Annotated in this window: 13 protein-coding genes and 3 pseudogenes; 6 read left to right on the top strand and 10 right to left on the bottom strand. The window is 71.2% G+C overall.

The annotated features are described in order from the left end of the window. Positions 1 to 384: 384 nt before the first annotated feature. The gene (locus ACZZ0J_RS14180) at positions 385 to 1,068 is read right to left on the bottom strand and encodes a TetR/AcrR family transcriptional regulator (RefSeq protein ID WP_463437456.1); all 684 of its coding nucleotides are present in this window, start codon (positions 1,066 to 1,068) and stop codon (positions 385 to 387) included. Positions 1,069 to 1,246: 178 nt separating this feature from the next. Between ACZZ0J_RS14180 and ACZZ0J_RS14175 the strand changes: the two genes are divergently transcribed. Next, positions 1,247 to 1,564: a hypothetical protein gene (locus ACZZ0J_RS14175; RefSeq protein ID WP_194648941.1), complete on the top strand. Its 318-nt coding sequence runs from the start codon at positions 1,247 to 1,249 to the stop codon at positions 1,562 to 1,564. A gap of 90 nt (positions 1,565 to 1,654) precedes the next feature. Here the strand turns inward: ACZZ0J_RS14175 and ACZZ0J_RS14170 are convergent. After that, a pseudogene (locus ACZZ0J_RS14170) lies at positions 1,655 to 2,580 on the bottom strand (SDR family oxidoreductase). 197 nt (positions 2,581 to 2,777) lie between these two features. Here ACZZ0J_RS14170 and ACZZ0J_RS14165 point away from each other — a divergent pair. After that, positions 2,778 to 3,509, top strand: a complete 732-nt coding sequence (locus tag ACZZ0J_RS14165; protein WP_463437455.1) for a hypothetical protein — start codon at positions 2,778 to 2,780, stop codon at positions 3,507 to 3,509. A gap of 1 nt (position 3,510) precedes the next feature. Here ACZZ0J_RS14165 and ACZZ0J_RS14160 read toward each other — a convergent pair. From ACZZ0J_RS14160 to ACZZ0J_RS14140, 5 genes and pseudogenes are all read right to left on the bottom strand, one after another. Beyond that, positions 3,511 to 4,262: pseudogene (locus ACZZ0J_RS14160) on the bottom strand (endonuclease/exonuclease/phosphatase family protein). A gap of 64 nt (positions 4,263 to 4,326) precedes the next feature. Then, positions 4,327 to 4,665, bottom strand: coding sequence for a LytR C-terminal domain-containing protein (locus ACZZ0J_RS14155; RefSeq protein ID WP_463438190.1), 339 nt, complete (start codon positions 4,663 to 4,665; stop codon positions 4,327 to 4,329). Continuing rightward, the gene (locus tag ACZZ0J_RS14150) at positions 4,662 to 5,819 is read right to left on the bottom strand and encodes an LCP family protein (protein ID WP_463437454.1); all 1,158 of its coding nucleotides are present in this window, start codon (positions 5,817 to 5,819) and stop codon (positions 4,662 to 4,664) included. The genes ACZZ0J_RS14155 and ACZZ0J_RS14150 overlap by 4 nt, the downstream gene beginning before the upstream one ends. 89 nt (positions 5,820 to 5,908) lie before the next feature. Beyond that, positions 5,909 to 6,436: an MFS transporter gene (locus ACZZ0J_RS14145; protein WP_463438189.1), complete on the bottom strand. Its 528-nt coding sequence runs from the start codon at positions 6,434 to 6,436 to the stop codon at positions 5,909 to 5,911. Beyond that, a complete protein-coding gene (locus ACZZ0J_RS14140) occupies positions 6,339 to 7,259 on the bottom strand; it encodes an MFS transporter (protein ID WP_463437453.1) in 921 nt (306 codons plus the stop codon). Before ACZZ0J_RS14140 ends, ACZZ0J_RS14145 begins: the two co-directional genes overlap by 98 nt. 108 nt (positions 7,260 to 7,367) lie before the next feature. Between ACZZ0J_RS14140 and ACZZ0J_RS14135 the strand changes: the two genes are divergently transcribed. Continuing rightward, complete coding sequence (locus ACZZ0J_RS14135; RefSeq protein ID WP_463437452.1) at positions 7,368 to 9,614, top strand: FAD-dependent oxidoreductase; 2,247 nt, start codon at positions 7,368 to 7,370, stop codon at positions 9,612 to 9,614. 28 nt (positions 9,615 to 9,642) lie between these two features. After that, on the top strand, positions 9,643 to 10,419 hold the full coding sequence (locus ACZZ0J_RS14130; RefSeq protein ID WP_159570672.1) for an IclR family transcriptional regulator: 777 nt from the start codon (positions 9,643 to 9,645) through the stop codon (positions 10,417 to 10,419). 105 nt (positions 10,420 to 10,524) lie between these two features. On the opposite strand, the gene ACZZ0J_RS14125 is transcribed toward ACZZ0J_RS14130, so the two are convergent. Both ACZZ0J_RS14125 and ACZZ0J_RS14120 read right to left on the bottom strand, forming a co-directional pair. Next, complete coding sequence (locus ACZZ0J_RS14125) at positions 10,525 to 11,175, bottom strand: GntR family transcriptional regulator (protein ID WP_123339124.1); 651 nt, start codon at positions 11,173 to 11,175, stop codon at positions 10,525 to 10,527. A 12-nt stretch (positions 11,176 to 11,187) separates the two neighbouring features. Next, a pseudogene (locus ACZZ0J_RS14120) lies at positions 11,188 to 13,310 on the bottom strand (MMPL family transporter). 88 nt (positions 13,311 to 13,398) lie between these two features. Between ACZZ0J_RS14120 and ACZZ0J_RS14115 the strand changes: the two are divergent. Both ACZZ0J_RS14115 and ACZZ0J_RS14110 read left to right on the top strand, forming a co-directional pair. Further along, positions 13,399 to 13,812 carry a MarR family winged helix-turn-helix transcriptional regulator gene (locus tag ACZZ0J_RS14115; protein WP_194648946.1) on the top strand — a complete coding sequence of 138 codons (414 nt, stop codon included), beginning with the start codon at positions 13,399 to 13,401 and terminating at the stop codon, positions 13,810 to 13,812. A 78-nt stretch (positions 13,813 to 13,890) separates the two neighbouring features. Then, on the top strand, positions 13,891 to 14,940 hold the full coding sequence (locus tag ACZZ0J_RS14110) for an LCP family protein (protein ID WP_463437451.1): 1,050 nt from the start codon (positions 13,891 to 13,893) through the stop codon (positions 14,938 to 14,940). 86 nt (positions 14,941 to 15,026) lie between these two features. Here the strand turns inward: ACZZ0J_RS14110 and ACZZ0J_RS14105 are convergent, their stop codons facing one another. After that, positions 15,027 to 15,719, bottom strand: a complete 693-nt coding sequence (locus ACZZ0J_RS14105) for a LysM peptidoglycan-binding domain-containing protein (RefSeq protein ID WP_131844842.1) — start codon at positions 15,717 to 15,719, stop codon at positions 15,027 to 15,029. Positions 15,720 to 15,932 lie beyond the last annotated feature (213 nt).

Raw genomic sequence — 15,932 nt, 5'->3', positions numbered from 1 at the left:
CGGATGCGGACCGCGGTCGCGGCGATCGCGGTGCCGGCGTTCTGTGGAGCGCTGCTGCCCGGTGTCGCCGTGTCGAACGCACTGCTGAACTTCATGTCGGGCTCGTCGAGCGCGGCCCTCGACTTCGTGGCTGCGGTCTCCGTGGCGCTCGGGATCGGTGCCGGGCTCGTGCTCGGCGGCCTGTTCGCGACACCGGGCGCGCGCCGGCACTCCGGCGGACCCGTCGGGTCGTCGTGCACTCGGTCCACAACGACACCACCGCGCTCCGGGTCATCCGCGACACCGGGTACGACCCCGGCGACGGCTCAGTGCCGCGAGGATCACGGTCTGCGCCGGGCGGTCGCTGACGGTCCGGCGCTCCGGACAGGCGCTGCCGGTCCGGGCTCAGATGTCCCAGCTGCCGTCGTCGCCGTCGCTCCACGTCGCGTGCCGGCGGGCGGCCTGCGGCTCGTAGCGCTCCATCCAGCCGCGCTCGAGTCGGGCCACCGCACGGTCGAACGCCGGAACCAGGTCGAGGTCCGAGCGGAGCAGGGCCTGGAGCTGCAGGCCCTCGTACAGCGCGATGAGCTGTTCGGCGCCGCGACGGGGCTCCATGGTGTGCGGGGCGCGGCCGACGGCGATGTCGTGCTCGAGGCCACGCTTCACCTGTGCGTAGAAGAGCTGGTAGCGCGACCGCAGGTACGTCGCCATCGGGTGCTCGGGGTTGCCCGCGACGGACAGCAGGGCGACGAGCAGACGCATGAGCGCGGGGTCCTCGGCGTTCGACGCGACGATCGCGCGCAGGAGCTCGACGGTCGAACCATCGCCGACCTCGCGGGTGACCTCGTCCATCCGACCGCCGTTCCAGCGGTCGACGGCTGCGAGCACCAGGCCGTCCCAGGACGGGAAGTGCTGCCGGAGCTCCTCGACGGGGATGCCCATCCGCTCGGCGACGTGCACGGCGCGTGCTTCGTGGAAGGGAACGTCACGGAGCAGGTCGACGGTGGCTCCCACGATCGTGATCCGGAGGTGCAGGGTCGCCGCCGCGGCCGCTGCGGCCTGCGTGTCGGCGCTGGTGTTCTCGAGCATCGTGCCCTCCGTCGTTCCACGGACGTCCTGTCCGAGGTCGCCCCGACCCGGGGCACGTCCATCCAAACGCAGAACGGGGGACAACAGAATCCCCGGTACGGGTGTCAGCACATGGGGGGACACGGACACCGACACCACGCCCAGCGCGTTCGCACGGATCCGTGTGACGATGCCGGGCATGACCCCGAACGACCCCACCGCACAGGGACTCGCGACGATGGCCTCGGCCGGCTTCGAGTTCGGCGGCGACCCGGATCAGGTCGCGCACGACGTCCGCGCGATGTGGGAGCAACTCGGCCGACCCGCGGGGGCGTTCGACGCCGCCGCCCGGGCCATCGCGGTGCTGCCGCAGCGCCCCGAGGTGCCGATCGTCGACCAGGCACGTCGCCGCGCGTTCGAGCACGCGATCGGCATCAACCCGGTCGAGGTCGAACTCGCGGCAGCACTGTCGGCGCGGGAACTCCTCGAGCGGATGGCGCGCGCCGTCACCTGCTGACGTCACCACGGCCACAGACGGGACCACCCGGACGACGGGAGGCGCGGTACCCACCGGCACCGCGCCTCCCGTCAGCCCGTCGGCGACGCGCTACGGCGTCGGCATCCCACCGTCGACGTGGAGCGTCTCGCCGACCACGTAGGACGACTCACCGCTCGCCAGGAACACGTACGCCGGCGCCAGTTCGGCCGGCTGCCCCAGCGGCCCAGGTAGGTCTGCTCGCCCGCGGACGGCAGCGCCTCGGGCGGCTGCCCGCCGGCCGGCTGCAGCGGCGTCCAGATCGGCCCCGGTGCGACGGCGTTGACGCGGATGCCCTTCGGTGCGAGCTGCGCGGCCAGGCCCTTCGCCAGGTTGTTCACGGTGGCCTTCGTGGCTGCGTAGTGCACCAGGTGCGGCGACGGCGCGTAGGCCTGGATCGACGTCGTGTTGATGATCGTGGAGCCCGGCTGCAGGTGCGGCACGGCGGCCTTCGTGATCCGGAACGTCGCGTAGGCGTTCGTCTTGAACGTCTCGTCGAACTCCTCGTCCGAGATGTCCTCGATCGAGGAGACGTTCTGCTGCTTGCCCGCGTTGTTCACCAGGATGTCGATCCCGCCGAGCTGTGCGACGGTGTCGGCGACGATCTGCTCGCAGACCGCGAGTGAGGTGATGTCGCCGGGCAGCGCGACGGCCTTGCGTCCGGCTGCCTCGATGAGCGCGACGATGCGGTCGGCGTCCTCCTGCTCCTCGGGCAGGTACGAGATCGCGACGTCGGCGCCCTCGCGTGCGTAGGCGATGGCGACCGCTGCGCCGATGCCGGAGTCGCCACCGGTGACGAGGGCCTTGCGGCCCGTCAGACGGCCGGAGCCGCGGTAGGTGTCCTCGCCGTGGTCGGCGGGGACGTTCTCCGCCATCTCGGCGTCGGTGCCGGCGCCCTCGAGGTACTGCTCGTCGGGCTTCTTGTCGGCGTACATCTTCGTCGGGTCCTGCATGGCGTACTGGTCGAGCCCTGCCTGGTCGTTCTGCTGGTCCGTCATGCCGCCGACGGTACGCAGGGCGCACCACGGGCCGTCCAGGAGGCTGTCCCCCGGCGCGCGGAGCGGCCAGCGTCCGCCGGCCGCACCGGTCCAGGGCCGCAGTTGCGTCTTCCTCGTTTGTCACGGTCCGGTGACGGCCAGGACCCGATTCGGTAACACCTGTCGTTCTGGACGGGTCGGGGTCGTACCGTCGAACGGTGACCCCTCGGACCCTGCTGGCGCTCGGCGCTGCCGTGCTCGCCTTCTCGGCCGGTGCGCTGGCGCTCGACGGCACCACCGGGCTCGGAGCGGACACCGCCGTGGCGGCGGAGACGTCGCACGACGCCGCTCCGGTGCACGTGTCGAACGCGAAGCTCCGGCGGGTCGACTCGATCGAGCTCGACGCCGAGTCCCTGGTGCTCCGCAACGGCGGGAAGACCGTCATCGAGTCCTCGATGCGCGACTCCCGGTTGACCGTGAGCCTGCTCGACCGCCTGCTCGGCACCCCGTCGCGCACCCAGACGGCCGAGGGCGACGGCGGCGCGTGCTTCCCGGCCGGCACCACCTACACGTGGGGTGGCGCCATCCGCGTCGCGGCCCTGGCCACCGATGCGCGGGCGGGCAACGCCGTCGAGATCCGGGTGCTGCGCGATCAGGTCCGCAGCCGGCTCGGTGCACGGATCGAGCTGACCGGCCCCGGCGGCGTGCAGGTCGGTGACGACATCGCCGACGAGATCGCGGACGCCCCGCGCTCCGAACGGGTGTCCTACGGTTCGGACGACTCCCGCGCGTGGCAGTTGCTGCTGCGCGAGGGCTGGGTCGACCCCACCTCGGACGACGAGCGCACGGACGACCCCGCCGGCACCAACGGCGTCTCGGCCCTGACGAACGAGACCACGGTCACGGTGCTCGGCTCCCCGATGCCCGTGCACGCGCAGCGGAGCTGCTGACTCACACGCGGATCGTCGCGACCACCGGGAAGTGATCACTCGCGAACCACGTCTCCGGCCCGTCGTGGTCGATGACGACCCGGTCGGTGCGGGTGACCCCGCGGGTCAGCACCCAGTCGATGCGCTCCCCGGTGTCCACCGGCGGCAGCCAGTCGTTGAACGTCGCGGTCCGGTCACCCGGGTCACCCGCGAGCACCCAGGTGTCGTCGAACCCGGCGTCGGCGAAGACCCGTGACGCGGTTCCGGCACCGGCCGGCTCGTTGCAGTCCCCGGCGACGATGACCGGACCGGTCTCCCGCGCGAGCCGTTCGACGATGAGCGCCGCACTCTTGCCGCGCACCTCGTCGCCGTGCTCGCCGGGTTCGTGGTCCAGGTGTGTGGTGAGCACCGTGACCGCAGGTCCGTCGGTGTCCAGGAACACGGCGTGGTTCGCGATGCGCGGGAACAGGCTGCCCCACGTGTTCGAGACCGGCTCGTCCGGGGTGTCCGACAGCCAGAACGAGCCCTCGTCCGTCGGTCGGAACCGGTCGCGACGGTAGAACACCGCCGGGTGCTCCCCGCGGCGCCGCCCTCACGGCCCTGTCCGACGTCCGCGTGGCCCGGCAGCCCGGCGCGCAGGTCGTCGAGCTGGTGCGCGAAGGCCTCCTGCACGCACACCAGGTCCGGGTCGTGCCGACGGATGACGTCGAGGAGCACGGGGAGTCGGGCCGGCCAGTCGTGCTCCGGATCCGGGTTCTTGATGTTGTAGGTCATCAGGACGATCGGACGCGCTGCGCTGCTCACCCCTCGAACCTAGCGATCCGGTGCGGCCGCGGCCTCAGTTGATGCAGGTGCCCTCGGTGCCGTAGTTGTGCACGTCGGTCGACTTCGGCGCCGGCTCCTTCGTCGCCTGCTTGCTCGGCTTCGACCCCGAGCCGGTGTCGGCAGGCGTCGAGGCGGGCGCGCTCGGCACGCTGGCGGCCTTCGGGGCCTTGCCGTCGGTACCGAGCACGAGCGTGACGCCCGTCACGGCACCGGTCCGGACCGCGACGGCACCGGGCACGGCCGCCGCGACCGCCTTCGCCTGGGCCTCCTGGCCGGCGGGGTACTGCACCTGCGTGGCCGTGGTGGGGTCCGAGGAACCGGGCGGTGCGACCTGGAACCCTCGGCTCGTCAGGACCTGACCCGCTGCGGCGGCGGCCCCGTGACACCGCTGCCGTTCAGCACGGTGACCGAGGTGTTCGCGGGCTGCGCGGCCGCGGCCTTCGTGTAGGTGTCCGGTTCGCCGACCAGTCCCTGCACGAAGGCGGGCAGCTCGACGGTGTCGATCTCGACGATCGACAGTGCGGAACCGTTCACGTAGATGGTCGGCGTGCCGAGGGTGGGGATCGTGGCGGACTGGATGTTGGCCGGCCGCAGGTTGCTCATCTGCGAGGCGAGGTCGAGCAGGTTCGTGTCCGTCTGGATCGAACCCCCGACCGCCTTCAGGATGTTGCCCATCTTGACCGGGTTGAGCAGCGTGCCCGCGGACGTGACCTTCCGGGCTTCCTGCGACAGGAAGTACTGCTGTCGGACGTTGCGGTCCAGGTCGCCGTTCGGCAGACCGTGGCGCTGGCGGACGAACGACAGGGCCTGCTTGGCGTCGAGCGTGGACTTGCCGGCAGGCAGGTCGACGCCGGAGTACGGGTCGTTGGTCGCCTGGTTCAGGCAGACCTCGACCGGGCCGAGCTCCTTGACCACCTGGTAGAAACCGAGCAGCGAGACCCGGACGTAGTGGTCGATCTGCAGGCCACTCAGGTTCTCGATGGTCTTGATGAGCATCTTCGCGCCACCGGTGTCGCCGCCACCGTTGAGCGTGCCGTAGTAGAAGGCACTGTTGAGCTTGCCCTTGCCGACGTCCGGGATGTCGACGTACGAGTCGCGGGGGAACGAGATCATCGTCGCCTGTGAGCCGTCGGCGTTGATGTGCAGGACGATCATCGTGTCGGTGTTCGTCGCCCCGCCGTCCGACTCGGTGCTCAGTTCGGCGAGCTGCTCGGGGGTGGCGTTGTCCGGCCGGTGGTCGTCGCCGACCAGCAGGATGTTCTGCGCCTTGCCGTCGACGTCGTTCTTCGTGTCCTTCTTGCCGGTGATCGCGTTGACGATCGTGACGCCGCCGGACAGCTGGTTGTAGGCGTAGGCCGCGTACCCGCCACTCAGCAGGACCGCCATCGTGAGCACGCCCGCGATCGCCGGGAACACCACGCCCGCTCGTCGCTTCTGGCGCCCGTGGCGCGGCGTCACGGCACCGCGGCGCGCGGGTTCCGTCGTCTGCTCGGGTTCGTTGCTCACCGGGAAACCATAACCGGAGCGCGCGCAGGGGACATGGAATCCGGCTGGTAGGTCACCCCACAGCCCCTGCGACACCCCTCACGTGCAGCTCACTCGGCAGCGAGTCCCTGCTTGTGCGTCTCGCGTGCGCGGAGGACCGTCACGCCGGTGATCGCGGCGGCCGCCATCACGTAGAAGGCCGGCGCGAAGGTGTTGCCCGTCGCGCTGATCAGCCACGTGGCGAAGTACGGCGTGATGCCGCCGAAGACCGCGACGCTGATGTTGTAGGCGATGCCCATCGACCCGTAGCGGATGGCGGTCGGGAACAGTTCGGCCATCGCCGCGCTCACCGCCCCGTCGAACGCCGCCATGAACAGGCCGAGCAACACCATCGCGGCTGCGGCAGCCCAGAAGTTGCCGGCGTCCATGAGCATGAGCGTCGGGTACGTCAGCACGAGGAACCCCGCGCACCCGGCGAGCATGACGGGCTTCCGACCGATCTTGTCCGAGGCAGCCCGAAGAACGGCACGAGCCCGGCGATCACCAGGAACCCGATGACGACGACGCCGTAGGACACGAGTGGCGAGTACCCGAGGTCGACCTGCAGGTACGAGGGCATGAAGGTCTGCAGGATCCAGTGGCCGACCGCCTTGAGGACGACGAACCCGACGCAGAAGAGCAGGGCCTTCCACCCCGTGCGGATCGAGCGTCGCAGGGGTTCGCGGCCACCTCGCCCTTCGCCTTGAGCGCGCGGAACTCCGGGGTGTCCTCGAGCTTCGTGCGCAGGTACAGCCCGACCAGGCCGAGCGGCACGGCGATCAGGAACAGGACACGCCAGCCCCACGACTCGAGTGCCCCGTCGCCGGCGAGCGCCGTGAACAGGAAGACCAGGCCGCCACCGACGATGAACGCCGCGAAGCCGAAGACGTCGATGAAGCTCGTCACGAAGCCGCGCCGGTTCGACGGGGCGTACTCGGCCAGGAGCGTCGTCGCCCCGGCGCCCTCGCCACCGGCGGCGAAGCCCTGCACCAGCCGCACCACGACGAGCAGGATCGGCGCGAGCATCCCGACACTCTGGTACGTCGGCAGGATGCCCATCACGGCGGTCGCGCCGCTCGTGATCAGGATGACCGTCGCCAGCGTGGTCTTCCGGCCGACCCGGTCACCGAGCGACCCCCAGAACAACCCGCCGAGCGGACGCATCACGAAGCCGGCACCGAACACGGCGAAGGCCGACAGCAGTGCGACCTGCGGGTCGCCCTGCTTGAAGAAGTACAGCGAGATGACGGTCGCCAACGTGCCGTAGAGGCCGAAGTCGAACCACTCGACGAAGTGGCCGACGCCCGCGGCGACGATCACCTTCCGCATGCCCTGGCGGCGTGCGTCGTCGCCCAGGGCCACCTGGACGTCGGGGGCGGTGGCGGCATCGACGCTGGGTTGCGTCCGGGTTCCGTCGCTCATGGGTGGGCCTCACACTTCGTTGTCGAGAATTCGTTGACGATAGCACTCGTCGGGCACACATTGCCACACAGTGGGAAAGACGCGCCACCGAGTGATACCGTTCCGAGCATGCAATCCCGTGAACAGCACCACGACGTCGTGGTCGTCGGCGGCGGTCTCGCCGGTGTCAGCGCGGCCGTCGCCGCCGCCCGCCTCGGCTCGAGCGTCGCCCTCGTCACCAACCGCCCGGTCCTCGGCGGCAACGCCTCGAGCGAGATCCGGGTGTGGGTGGTCGGCGCGACGGCGCACGGCACGCAGCGGTTCGCCCGCGAGACCGGGATCATGGGCGAACTCTTCCTCGAGAACCAGTACCGGAACCCGCAGGGCAACGCGGTCTACTGGGACCAGGTGGTGCTCGACCTGGTCCGGGCCGAGCCGAACGTGCACCTCCACCTCAACACCGACGTCCGGACCGTGCAGACGACGGACGACGCCGGCGGCCCACCGCGCATCACCGCCGTCACGGGCTGGACCATGGGGTCGGAGATCGAGACGACGTTCACGGCACCGGTGTTCCTCGACTGCACGGGCGACGGCCTCGTCGGAGCCCTCGCCGGCGCCGAGTACCGCATCGGGCGCGAGGGCCGCGACGAACACGGCGAAGCCTGGGCACCCGAGCAGGCGGACGACGAACTGCTGGGCAGCTCGGTCTTCTTCTCGACGCACGACACCGGCCGGTACGACCGGTTCGTCCCGCCGTCGATCGCCGTCGACCTGTCCACGACGCCGATCCTGGCGAACCGGGCGATCCGGACCGGCGACAACGGCTGCAACTACTGGTGGATCGAGTGGGGCGGCGAACTCGACACCGTCGCCGAGAACGAACGCATCCGCGACGAGCTCTGGGGTGTCGTCTACGGCATCTGGGACCACATCAAGAACTCGGGGGCGTTCGACGCGGACACCCTGACGCTCGACTGGGTGGGCGCGATCCCCGGCAAGCGCGAGTACCGCCGGTTCGTCGGCGACCACACCCTGACGCAGCAGGACCTGCTCGAGCAGCGCTCGTTCCCCGACACGGTGGCGTTCGGCGGTTGGTCGATCGACCTGCACCCCGTCGAGGGCGTCTACGCCGAGACCGCCGGCGCCCAGCAGCGGTACACCGACGGCACCTACGACATCCCGTTCCGGTCGCTGTACTCGGCGAACGTGTCGAACCTGCTGTTCGCCGGCCGCGACATCTCCGCGTCGCACGTCGCCTTCGGGTCCACCCGGGTGATGGCCACCTGCGCAGCCCAGGGGCAGGCAGCGGGCACCGCCGCGCACCTGGTCGCCCGGCACGGCACGACACCACGCTCCCTCGGCACCGAGCAGATCGCCCTGCTGCAGCAGACCCTCCTGCGCGAGGACGCACCGGTCATCGGGGTCCGCGCCGACGACCCCGCCGATCTGGCCCGCACAGCCCGGATCACCGCGAGCAGCGAGCTGACCACGATCGACACGACGCCGTTCGCGACCGCCGACCGCTTCGACCTCGATCGCGACGTCGCGGTCCTCCTGCCCGCCGACCCCGCGCTCGGCGAGTTCCGGCTCCGCACCGAGGCGGACGACGACACCGATCTCACCATCGAGCTCTGGACCACCGGCAAGCCCCAGAACTACGCCCCGATCGACCACGTCAGCACGCGCTCCGCACACGTCGCCGCCGGACCGGGTGAAGCGGTCGTCGATCTGGACTTCCACCCGGACGCACCGTGCAACGCGGTCGTCGTGGTCCGTCGGCAGCCCGGCGTCCGCCTGGTCCTGACCGACGGACACCCCTACGGCGTGATGGCCCTGCGCGCCCGCGCCGCCGACGACGAGCAGTTCGACGACCACATCCCCGAGGAGTCCGGACAGCCCGTGACGGACTGGGAGGCGCGCGCCCTGCGCGGACACGCGTTCGCGTTCACCGCAGCCGGCGAGACGGACGCGTGGCGGGCCTCCCGGGTCAGCGACGGCCACCAGCGCCCGTTCGGCGGACCGCACATGTGGTCGTCCGGTGCGGGTGCCGGCGCAGCCGTGCTCGCGCTCGACTGGGCGGAGCCCGTCGACGTCCACCAGGTGCGCATCGTCTGGAACGACGACGTCGACGCCGACCTCATCAACCTGCACCACCACCGCACCCCCTGGGACGCCGTGCCCACACTCGCCCGCGACTACCGGATCGAGGCGTGCGTCGACGGGACCTGGCGGACGCTCGCCGCGGTCGACGCGAACCGGCACCGCCACCGCATCCACGACGTCGATCCGGTGCGCACGGCGGCCCTGCGGGTCGTCGTGACCGCGACGAACGGATCCCCGTTCGTCACCGCGAGCGCCGTGAAGGTCTCCTGACGCGCGCCGGGACGGGCCAGAATGAGGGATGGCGACCACCCCTCCGAACCAGAGCATCGAGCGAGCCGCAGCGGTCCTCGGTGCGCTCGGCGCGTCCGACGGCGCGGTGCGAGCCTCCGACATCGCGCGGGCGATCGGGCTGGGGACCTCGACCACCGGGCGGCTCCTGGCGACGCTCGAGTCGCTCGAGTACGTCCGACGCGACCCGGAGACCCAGGCGTACTCGGTCGGTCGGGCCGTGCTCGAGCTCGCCAGCCAGGGGCTCAACCACAACCCGGTGCACCGCGAGAGCCGCTCAGCGGCGCAGGAACTCGCGCACCGGGTCGGGCTGACCGCCAACGTCGGCGTGCAGGACGCCGCGTCGTGCATCTACCTCTGCCACTTCGAGGGGTCGCTCGCGCCGAAGTCGCACACGATGATCGGGATGCGGCAGCCGATGCACGCGTCGGCGCTCGGCAAGGCGCTCATGCTCGACCTGTCGCCGGACGAGCGCCGCTCGCTGCTCGGGGACGACCTGGCCCGGTACACCGACCACACGATCACGACGCACGACGCCTTGACGGCCGATCTCGCCGTCTCGGCGAAGCGCGGCTGGTGCGAGGAGAACCAGGAACTCGCGCTCGGCCGGTTCTGCATCGCGGCACCGATCCGCAACGCCTCGGGGCGGATCGCGGCGGCGCTGTCGATCTCGGGGCGCCTGACGCAGTTGCGTGACCGCGACCTGGACTCCCTCGCCGAGGACCTCATCGAGGTCGCCGACCGCATCAGCGTCGGCCTCGGGATGATCAGCGCCGTCGCGCACTGACGCGGGCGTCGCGGCTCGAGACGCGCGCGACGGCGGACGGGAGGCCCGTGGCGGCGCCGCCACGGGCCTCCCGTCCGCCTCCTGGTCGCGCGGGGCGGCGGAGCGCTACGCGCGCGACGGCAGCAGGTGGATGGCCTCCATCGCGAGCTCGGCCGCGATCGGGTCCTTCGCCAGGACGGCTGCCTTGAGGTTGGCGAGCTCGGGCAGGATCACCGCGGCCGGGATCAGCTCGGCGAGTTCGGGGACCCGGAGCTTGAAGGACAGTCCGTCGGTGGTCGACCGGCAGAGCTGCACGAGCGACGGGTTGCCGCAGGCGTCCGCCCACTGCGAGTAGATGTCGGCGCCGTTGCGGGCGACCTGGTCCTGCTCGTCGGCACCGACCCGCGCGATGACGTCGTCGAGCATCTTCACGATCTTCTTGCGCTGCGGCTCGGTGAAGTTGGGCACCGCCAGGCGCACGACGCCCCCGTAGATGACGCCGAGCGTGCGGTAGGCGTCGAGGAGCTCGTCCTTCGTCGGGGCCGCCACACGGGTGTAGCGGTTCGGTGCCATCTCGATCAGGCCGGCGCGGGCGAGTTCCGCCAGTGCCTCGCGGATCGGGGTGCGGGAGACCCCGAGCCACGCGATCAGGTCGTCGTCGTTGAGCCGTTCGCCGGGCTCCAGCGTGCCGTCCATGATCGCGTCGCGGATCTTGTCCTGCACGGTGTCACGGAGGAGCTTGCGCTCGGCGGCGGGCTGCGTCGAAGGAACTGGCATGCACCCAGCGTGTCACATGTGATGGTTCGCGCGCGAGAGGCGCGACGGCCACCACGCCCGCCGACCGAGGTCGTACGCGATCGCCGGCACGAGCAGCGAACGGACGACGATGGTGTCGAGCAGGACGCCGAACGCCACGACGAACGCGATCTGCACCAGGAACAGGATCGGGATGACACCGAGGGCCGCGAACGTCGCCGCGAGCACCACGCCAGCCGAGGTGATCACCCCGCCGGTGACCCCCAGTCCGCGCAGGACCCCCTCGTGCGGCCCGTGCCGCAGCGCCTCCTCCCGCACCCGCGTCATGAGGAAGATGTTGTAGTCCACCCCGAGCGCGACGAGGAACACGAACGAGTACAGCGGCACGCTCGGGTCCGCACCGGGGAAGTGGAACAAGTGGTCGAACACGAGCGCGCCGACGCCGAGGGCCGCCGCGAACGACACGATCACGCTGCCGATGAGCACGAGCGGGGCGACGACGCTGCGGAGCAGGAGCATCAGGATGAGCAGGATCACGACCAGCACCACGGGGATGATCAGCGTGCGGTCGCGGATGCCGGTGTCGTTCGTGTCGACGGCCGTCGCGGTGACGCCGCCGACGACCGCGCCGGGATCGACCCGTTCGACGGCGGTGCGGAGGTCGCGGACCGTCTGTTCGGCGGCGTCGGAGTCGGCCGGGTCGGACAGCGTGGCCTCGAGCAGCACGTCACCCCGCGACACCGTCGGAGCGGCGGCGCCGCCGCTCGAGGTCGAGTCGCCCGTCACGGGCACCGTGCCGGACGGTGCGTCCTTCGCGGCCGCGACGACCCCGTCGACGCCGTCGACCCCCGTGACGGCGTCGACGAGTGCGTCGAGGTCGCGCTCCGACCCGATGACCTGCGCCGGGCCGCCGGAGCCGCCGGGGAAGTGGTCGGCCAGGACGTCCTGCCCGTCGCGTGCCTGCGAGGCCCCGATGACCAGGTCGCTCTGCGGGACCCCGTCGGCCTTGAGCCCGACCAGGCCCGTGCCCATCGCGAGCAGCCCGACCGTGCAGACGATCCACACCACCCGGGAACGCTTGGCGACGAGCCGACCGACGCGGGCCCAGATGCCGCGCGCGTCCGGTCCGGTGAGCACCGGGTGGGCGCTGCCGTACGCGGGACGGAGCGGCCAGAACGCAGCGCGACGGAACGCGAGCAGCAGAGCGGGCAGCAGCGACAGGGCGGCGAGCAGGCTGAACGCGATGCCGATCGCGGCGACGGGACCGAGCGCCTTGTTCGAGTTGAGGTCGGAGAGCAGCAGGCAGAGCACGCCCACGATGACGGTGCCGCCCGAGGCCAGGATCGGCTCGAGGCTCCCCGCAGGGCCGCCTTCGTCGCACCCCAGCCGGTGCGGTGGTCGCGCAGCGCCTCGCGGAAGCGCGCCGTGTAGAGCAGGGCGTAGTCCGTCGCGGCGCCGATCACCAGGATCGACAGGATCCCCTGCACCTGGCCGTTCACGGTGACGATGTCGGCCTTCGCGAGCCACCACACCACGAGGATCGAGGCGCACAGGGCGAACGTCGCGGTGCCGAGCACGAGGATCGGCAGCAGCGGTGACCGGTAGACGATGATCAGGATCACGAAGACCGCGGCCAGCGCCACCCCGAGCAGCAGGCCGTCGATGCCGGCGAACGCCTCGGTCAGGTCGGCGGTGAACCCGGCGGGCCCGGTGACGTACCCGCTGATGCCGGCTGGCAGGGCGTCGTCGACGTCGGCGCGGATCGCCTCGACCGCGTCACCGGTGTCGGCTGCCGTGGTCAGGGTCGCGACGATCTCCACCGCGTCGCCGTCCTCGCTCGGGATCACCGGGCTGACGGCTTCGACGTCGTCGCGGTCACCGAGCTGGGTCGCGAGGTCCTTCGCCGCGGTCAGGTCGGACGACGACATGCCGCCGTCGCGCTCGAGCACGATGATCGCGGGGGCGCCCGACTCCTGTCGGAACTCCGACGATCGCTCCTGCACCTTGGTGGCGTCGGCCGATGCCGGCAGGAACGAGGTCTGGTCGTTCGTCGACACCTCGGAGATCTTGCCGAAGTACGGACCACCGACGGAGGCGATCGCGAGCCAGACCACGATGACGAGCGCAGGGAGGACGATGCGGAGGAAGCGGGACACGACGGCGAGCGTACACCGATCGTCAGCATGCTGATTACTAGACGGTCGCGAAGCTGATCACGACCGGTGTCGACCGTAGACTGCGCGCATGGACGACACGACCGAGCAGTGGCCCCTCGGCCGGCTCCTGTCGGCCGCGGCACGCTCGGTCGAGCGAGACTGGGACGAACGCCTCCGCGCCATCGGGCTGCCGCACGCCGCCCTCATCGCGGTCGACATCCTGATCCGCACGGGGCCCACCGGCGCCGACACGATCGCCCGCACGGCACGGGTGCAGCCGCAGACGATGTCACGGACGCTCGAGCGCATGGAGCGGGACGGCCTGGTCGAGCGCACCCCGCACCCCGACGACCGACGCCGGCGCCTCGTGACCGTGACGGATCACGGACGCCGAGCGTGGGAGACCGCTCGGCACATCGAGCGCGAGGTCCTGCCGGACGATCCAGCACTGCGGACGGCGCTGACGGAACTGCTCGGGAAGTCGCGTCGGCCGACCAACTGACGCGCTGTACCTGAAATACCACATGCGGTACGATGGGGCGGTCGGTGGCACGCCGACGCGAACCCGTAGGAGTCCCGCATGTCCGAACGACGGGCGGCCCGCCTGGCCGCCGACACCGCCGACACCGCCACCCACAGCAGGCGGCGCCTCCGACGCCGACGCCCGTTCCTCGTGGCGCTCATCGCGACGATCGGGTCGCTGATCGGCATCGCCGCGGTGATCGCGATCGTCGCGAGTGTCTTCGTCGGCAACATCGCGCGGAGCTACGACACCCACACGGAGACGATCCCCGACGCTCTCCCGGAGGGCGATCGCCCCGCTGCGACCGACGGCGCGGAGAACATCCTGTTCGTCGGCTCGGACCGTCGCACGAAGGACGACCCGGACGTCGGCAACGCTTCGGGCGGGCGATCCGACGTCCTGATGCTCGCGCACGTCCCCGCCGACCGCAGGGCCGTGTACCTGATGTCGATCATGCGCGACTCGTGGGTCGACGTCCCCGGACACGGGCGCGCGAAGATCAACGCCGCGTACGCCTGGGGCGGGATCCCGCTCACCGTGCAGACCGTCGAACAGCTGCTCGACGTCCGGGTCGACCACGTCGCCGAGATCGGGTTCGGCGGGTTCAAGGGCATGACCGACGCACTCGGTGGCGTGACGGTCGACTCCTCTCGAGCCTTCGACGCGCGCGGCCACGACTTCGTCGCCGGCGCGAACCGGCTCGACGGTGACGCCGCACTCGCCTTCGTCCGCGAGCGGTACTCCTTCGCCGACGCCGACCACACCCGTGTCCGGAACCAGCAGGCGTTCATGCGGGGCATCGCACAGGGGCTGTTCTCGCGGGGCACGATCACGAACCCCGGACGCATCCAGGACTTCGTCACCGCCACGAGCAAGCACCTCGCGGTCGACCCGGGGCTGACGTTCCCGACCCTGGTCGACCTCGGGTGGTCCCTCCGCGATCTCCGGCCCGACGACCTCACGACGTTCACCGTGCCGACGGCCGGATCGGGGACCGCACCGGACGGGCAGTCCTACGTCACGCTCAACGGCCTGGCCGTCGACTCGCTCTCGCAGGCGCTGCGGTCCGACGACGTCGCGGGCTGGCTGGCCGACAACCAGCGGTAGCGCTCCCGTCCCTCTCGACACGCACCACGCACGACGACGCCCGCGACCGAGGTCGCGGGCGTCGTCGTGTTCGTTCCGTGGAACGATCAGGCGGGGAGCTGCAGCTCCTGGCCCGAGTAGATGAGGTTCGCGTCGTCGATGGTCGACGTGTTCGCGGCCCACAGCTTGTTCCAGCCGCCGTCGATCTTGAGCTTGGTGGCGATGGTGTCGAGCGTGTCGCCCGAGGCGATCGTGTACGTCTTGCCGCTCGTCTTCACGGCGGCGGGCTTGCTCGGCGTGGTGGCTGCCGGGGCGGCCTCCTGCGCGGGTGCCGGAGCCGGGGTGCTCGGTGCGGCCTGCTCCGGGGCAGCGGGAGCCGGCGCGGCCTGCTGCGTCGGGGCCGGAGCAGCGGGGGCTGCCGGAGCCGGAGCAGCGGCGGCCGGTGCGGCACCGCTCGTGCCGCTCAGGCCGAGCTGGGCCGAGCAGGCGGGCCAGGCGCCCCAGCCCTGCGTGGCGAGGACACGCTCGGCGACGGCGATCTGGGCCTCGCGGCTCGCGCCGGCGGGGCTGCCGACGCCACCGTTCGCCTGCCAGGTGCCGAGGTTGAACTGCAGGCCGCCGTAGTAGCCGTTGCCGGTGTTGATGGCCCAGTTGCCGCCGGACTCGCACTGCGCGAGGGCGTCCCAGGTCGAGCCGGACGCAGCGTTCGCGGGGGTTGCCGCGAGGCCGACACCGGTCGCGGCGATGCCGGCGAACGCGAGGCCGCCGACGATGGTGCGGGTACGGGAAAGCTTCTTCATGTGATTGCTCCACCGGGGTCACGAGCCGCTTCGAACGCGGAATCCACTGCCCACCCCGACCGATCGCGGTCAGTTGTGGGGTGCGCCACCGGGGGCAGTGGTCATCGGGCCGGCGGCACCTCGGTCGGCAACCATAGGAAACTCTTCACCGTTATCAAACCGAGACAAACGGTTCTACCCGTTGGTGCTATGTACCCCGCACCCGAACCTGTA

The sequence above is a fragment of the Curtobacterium sp. AC272 genome (assembly GCF_979258155.1).
Note: the sequence above shows the minus strand (reverse complement) of the source record. Positions and strands in the feature narration are given on the sequence as shown.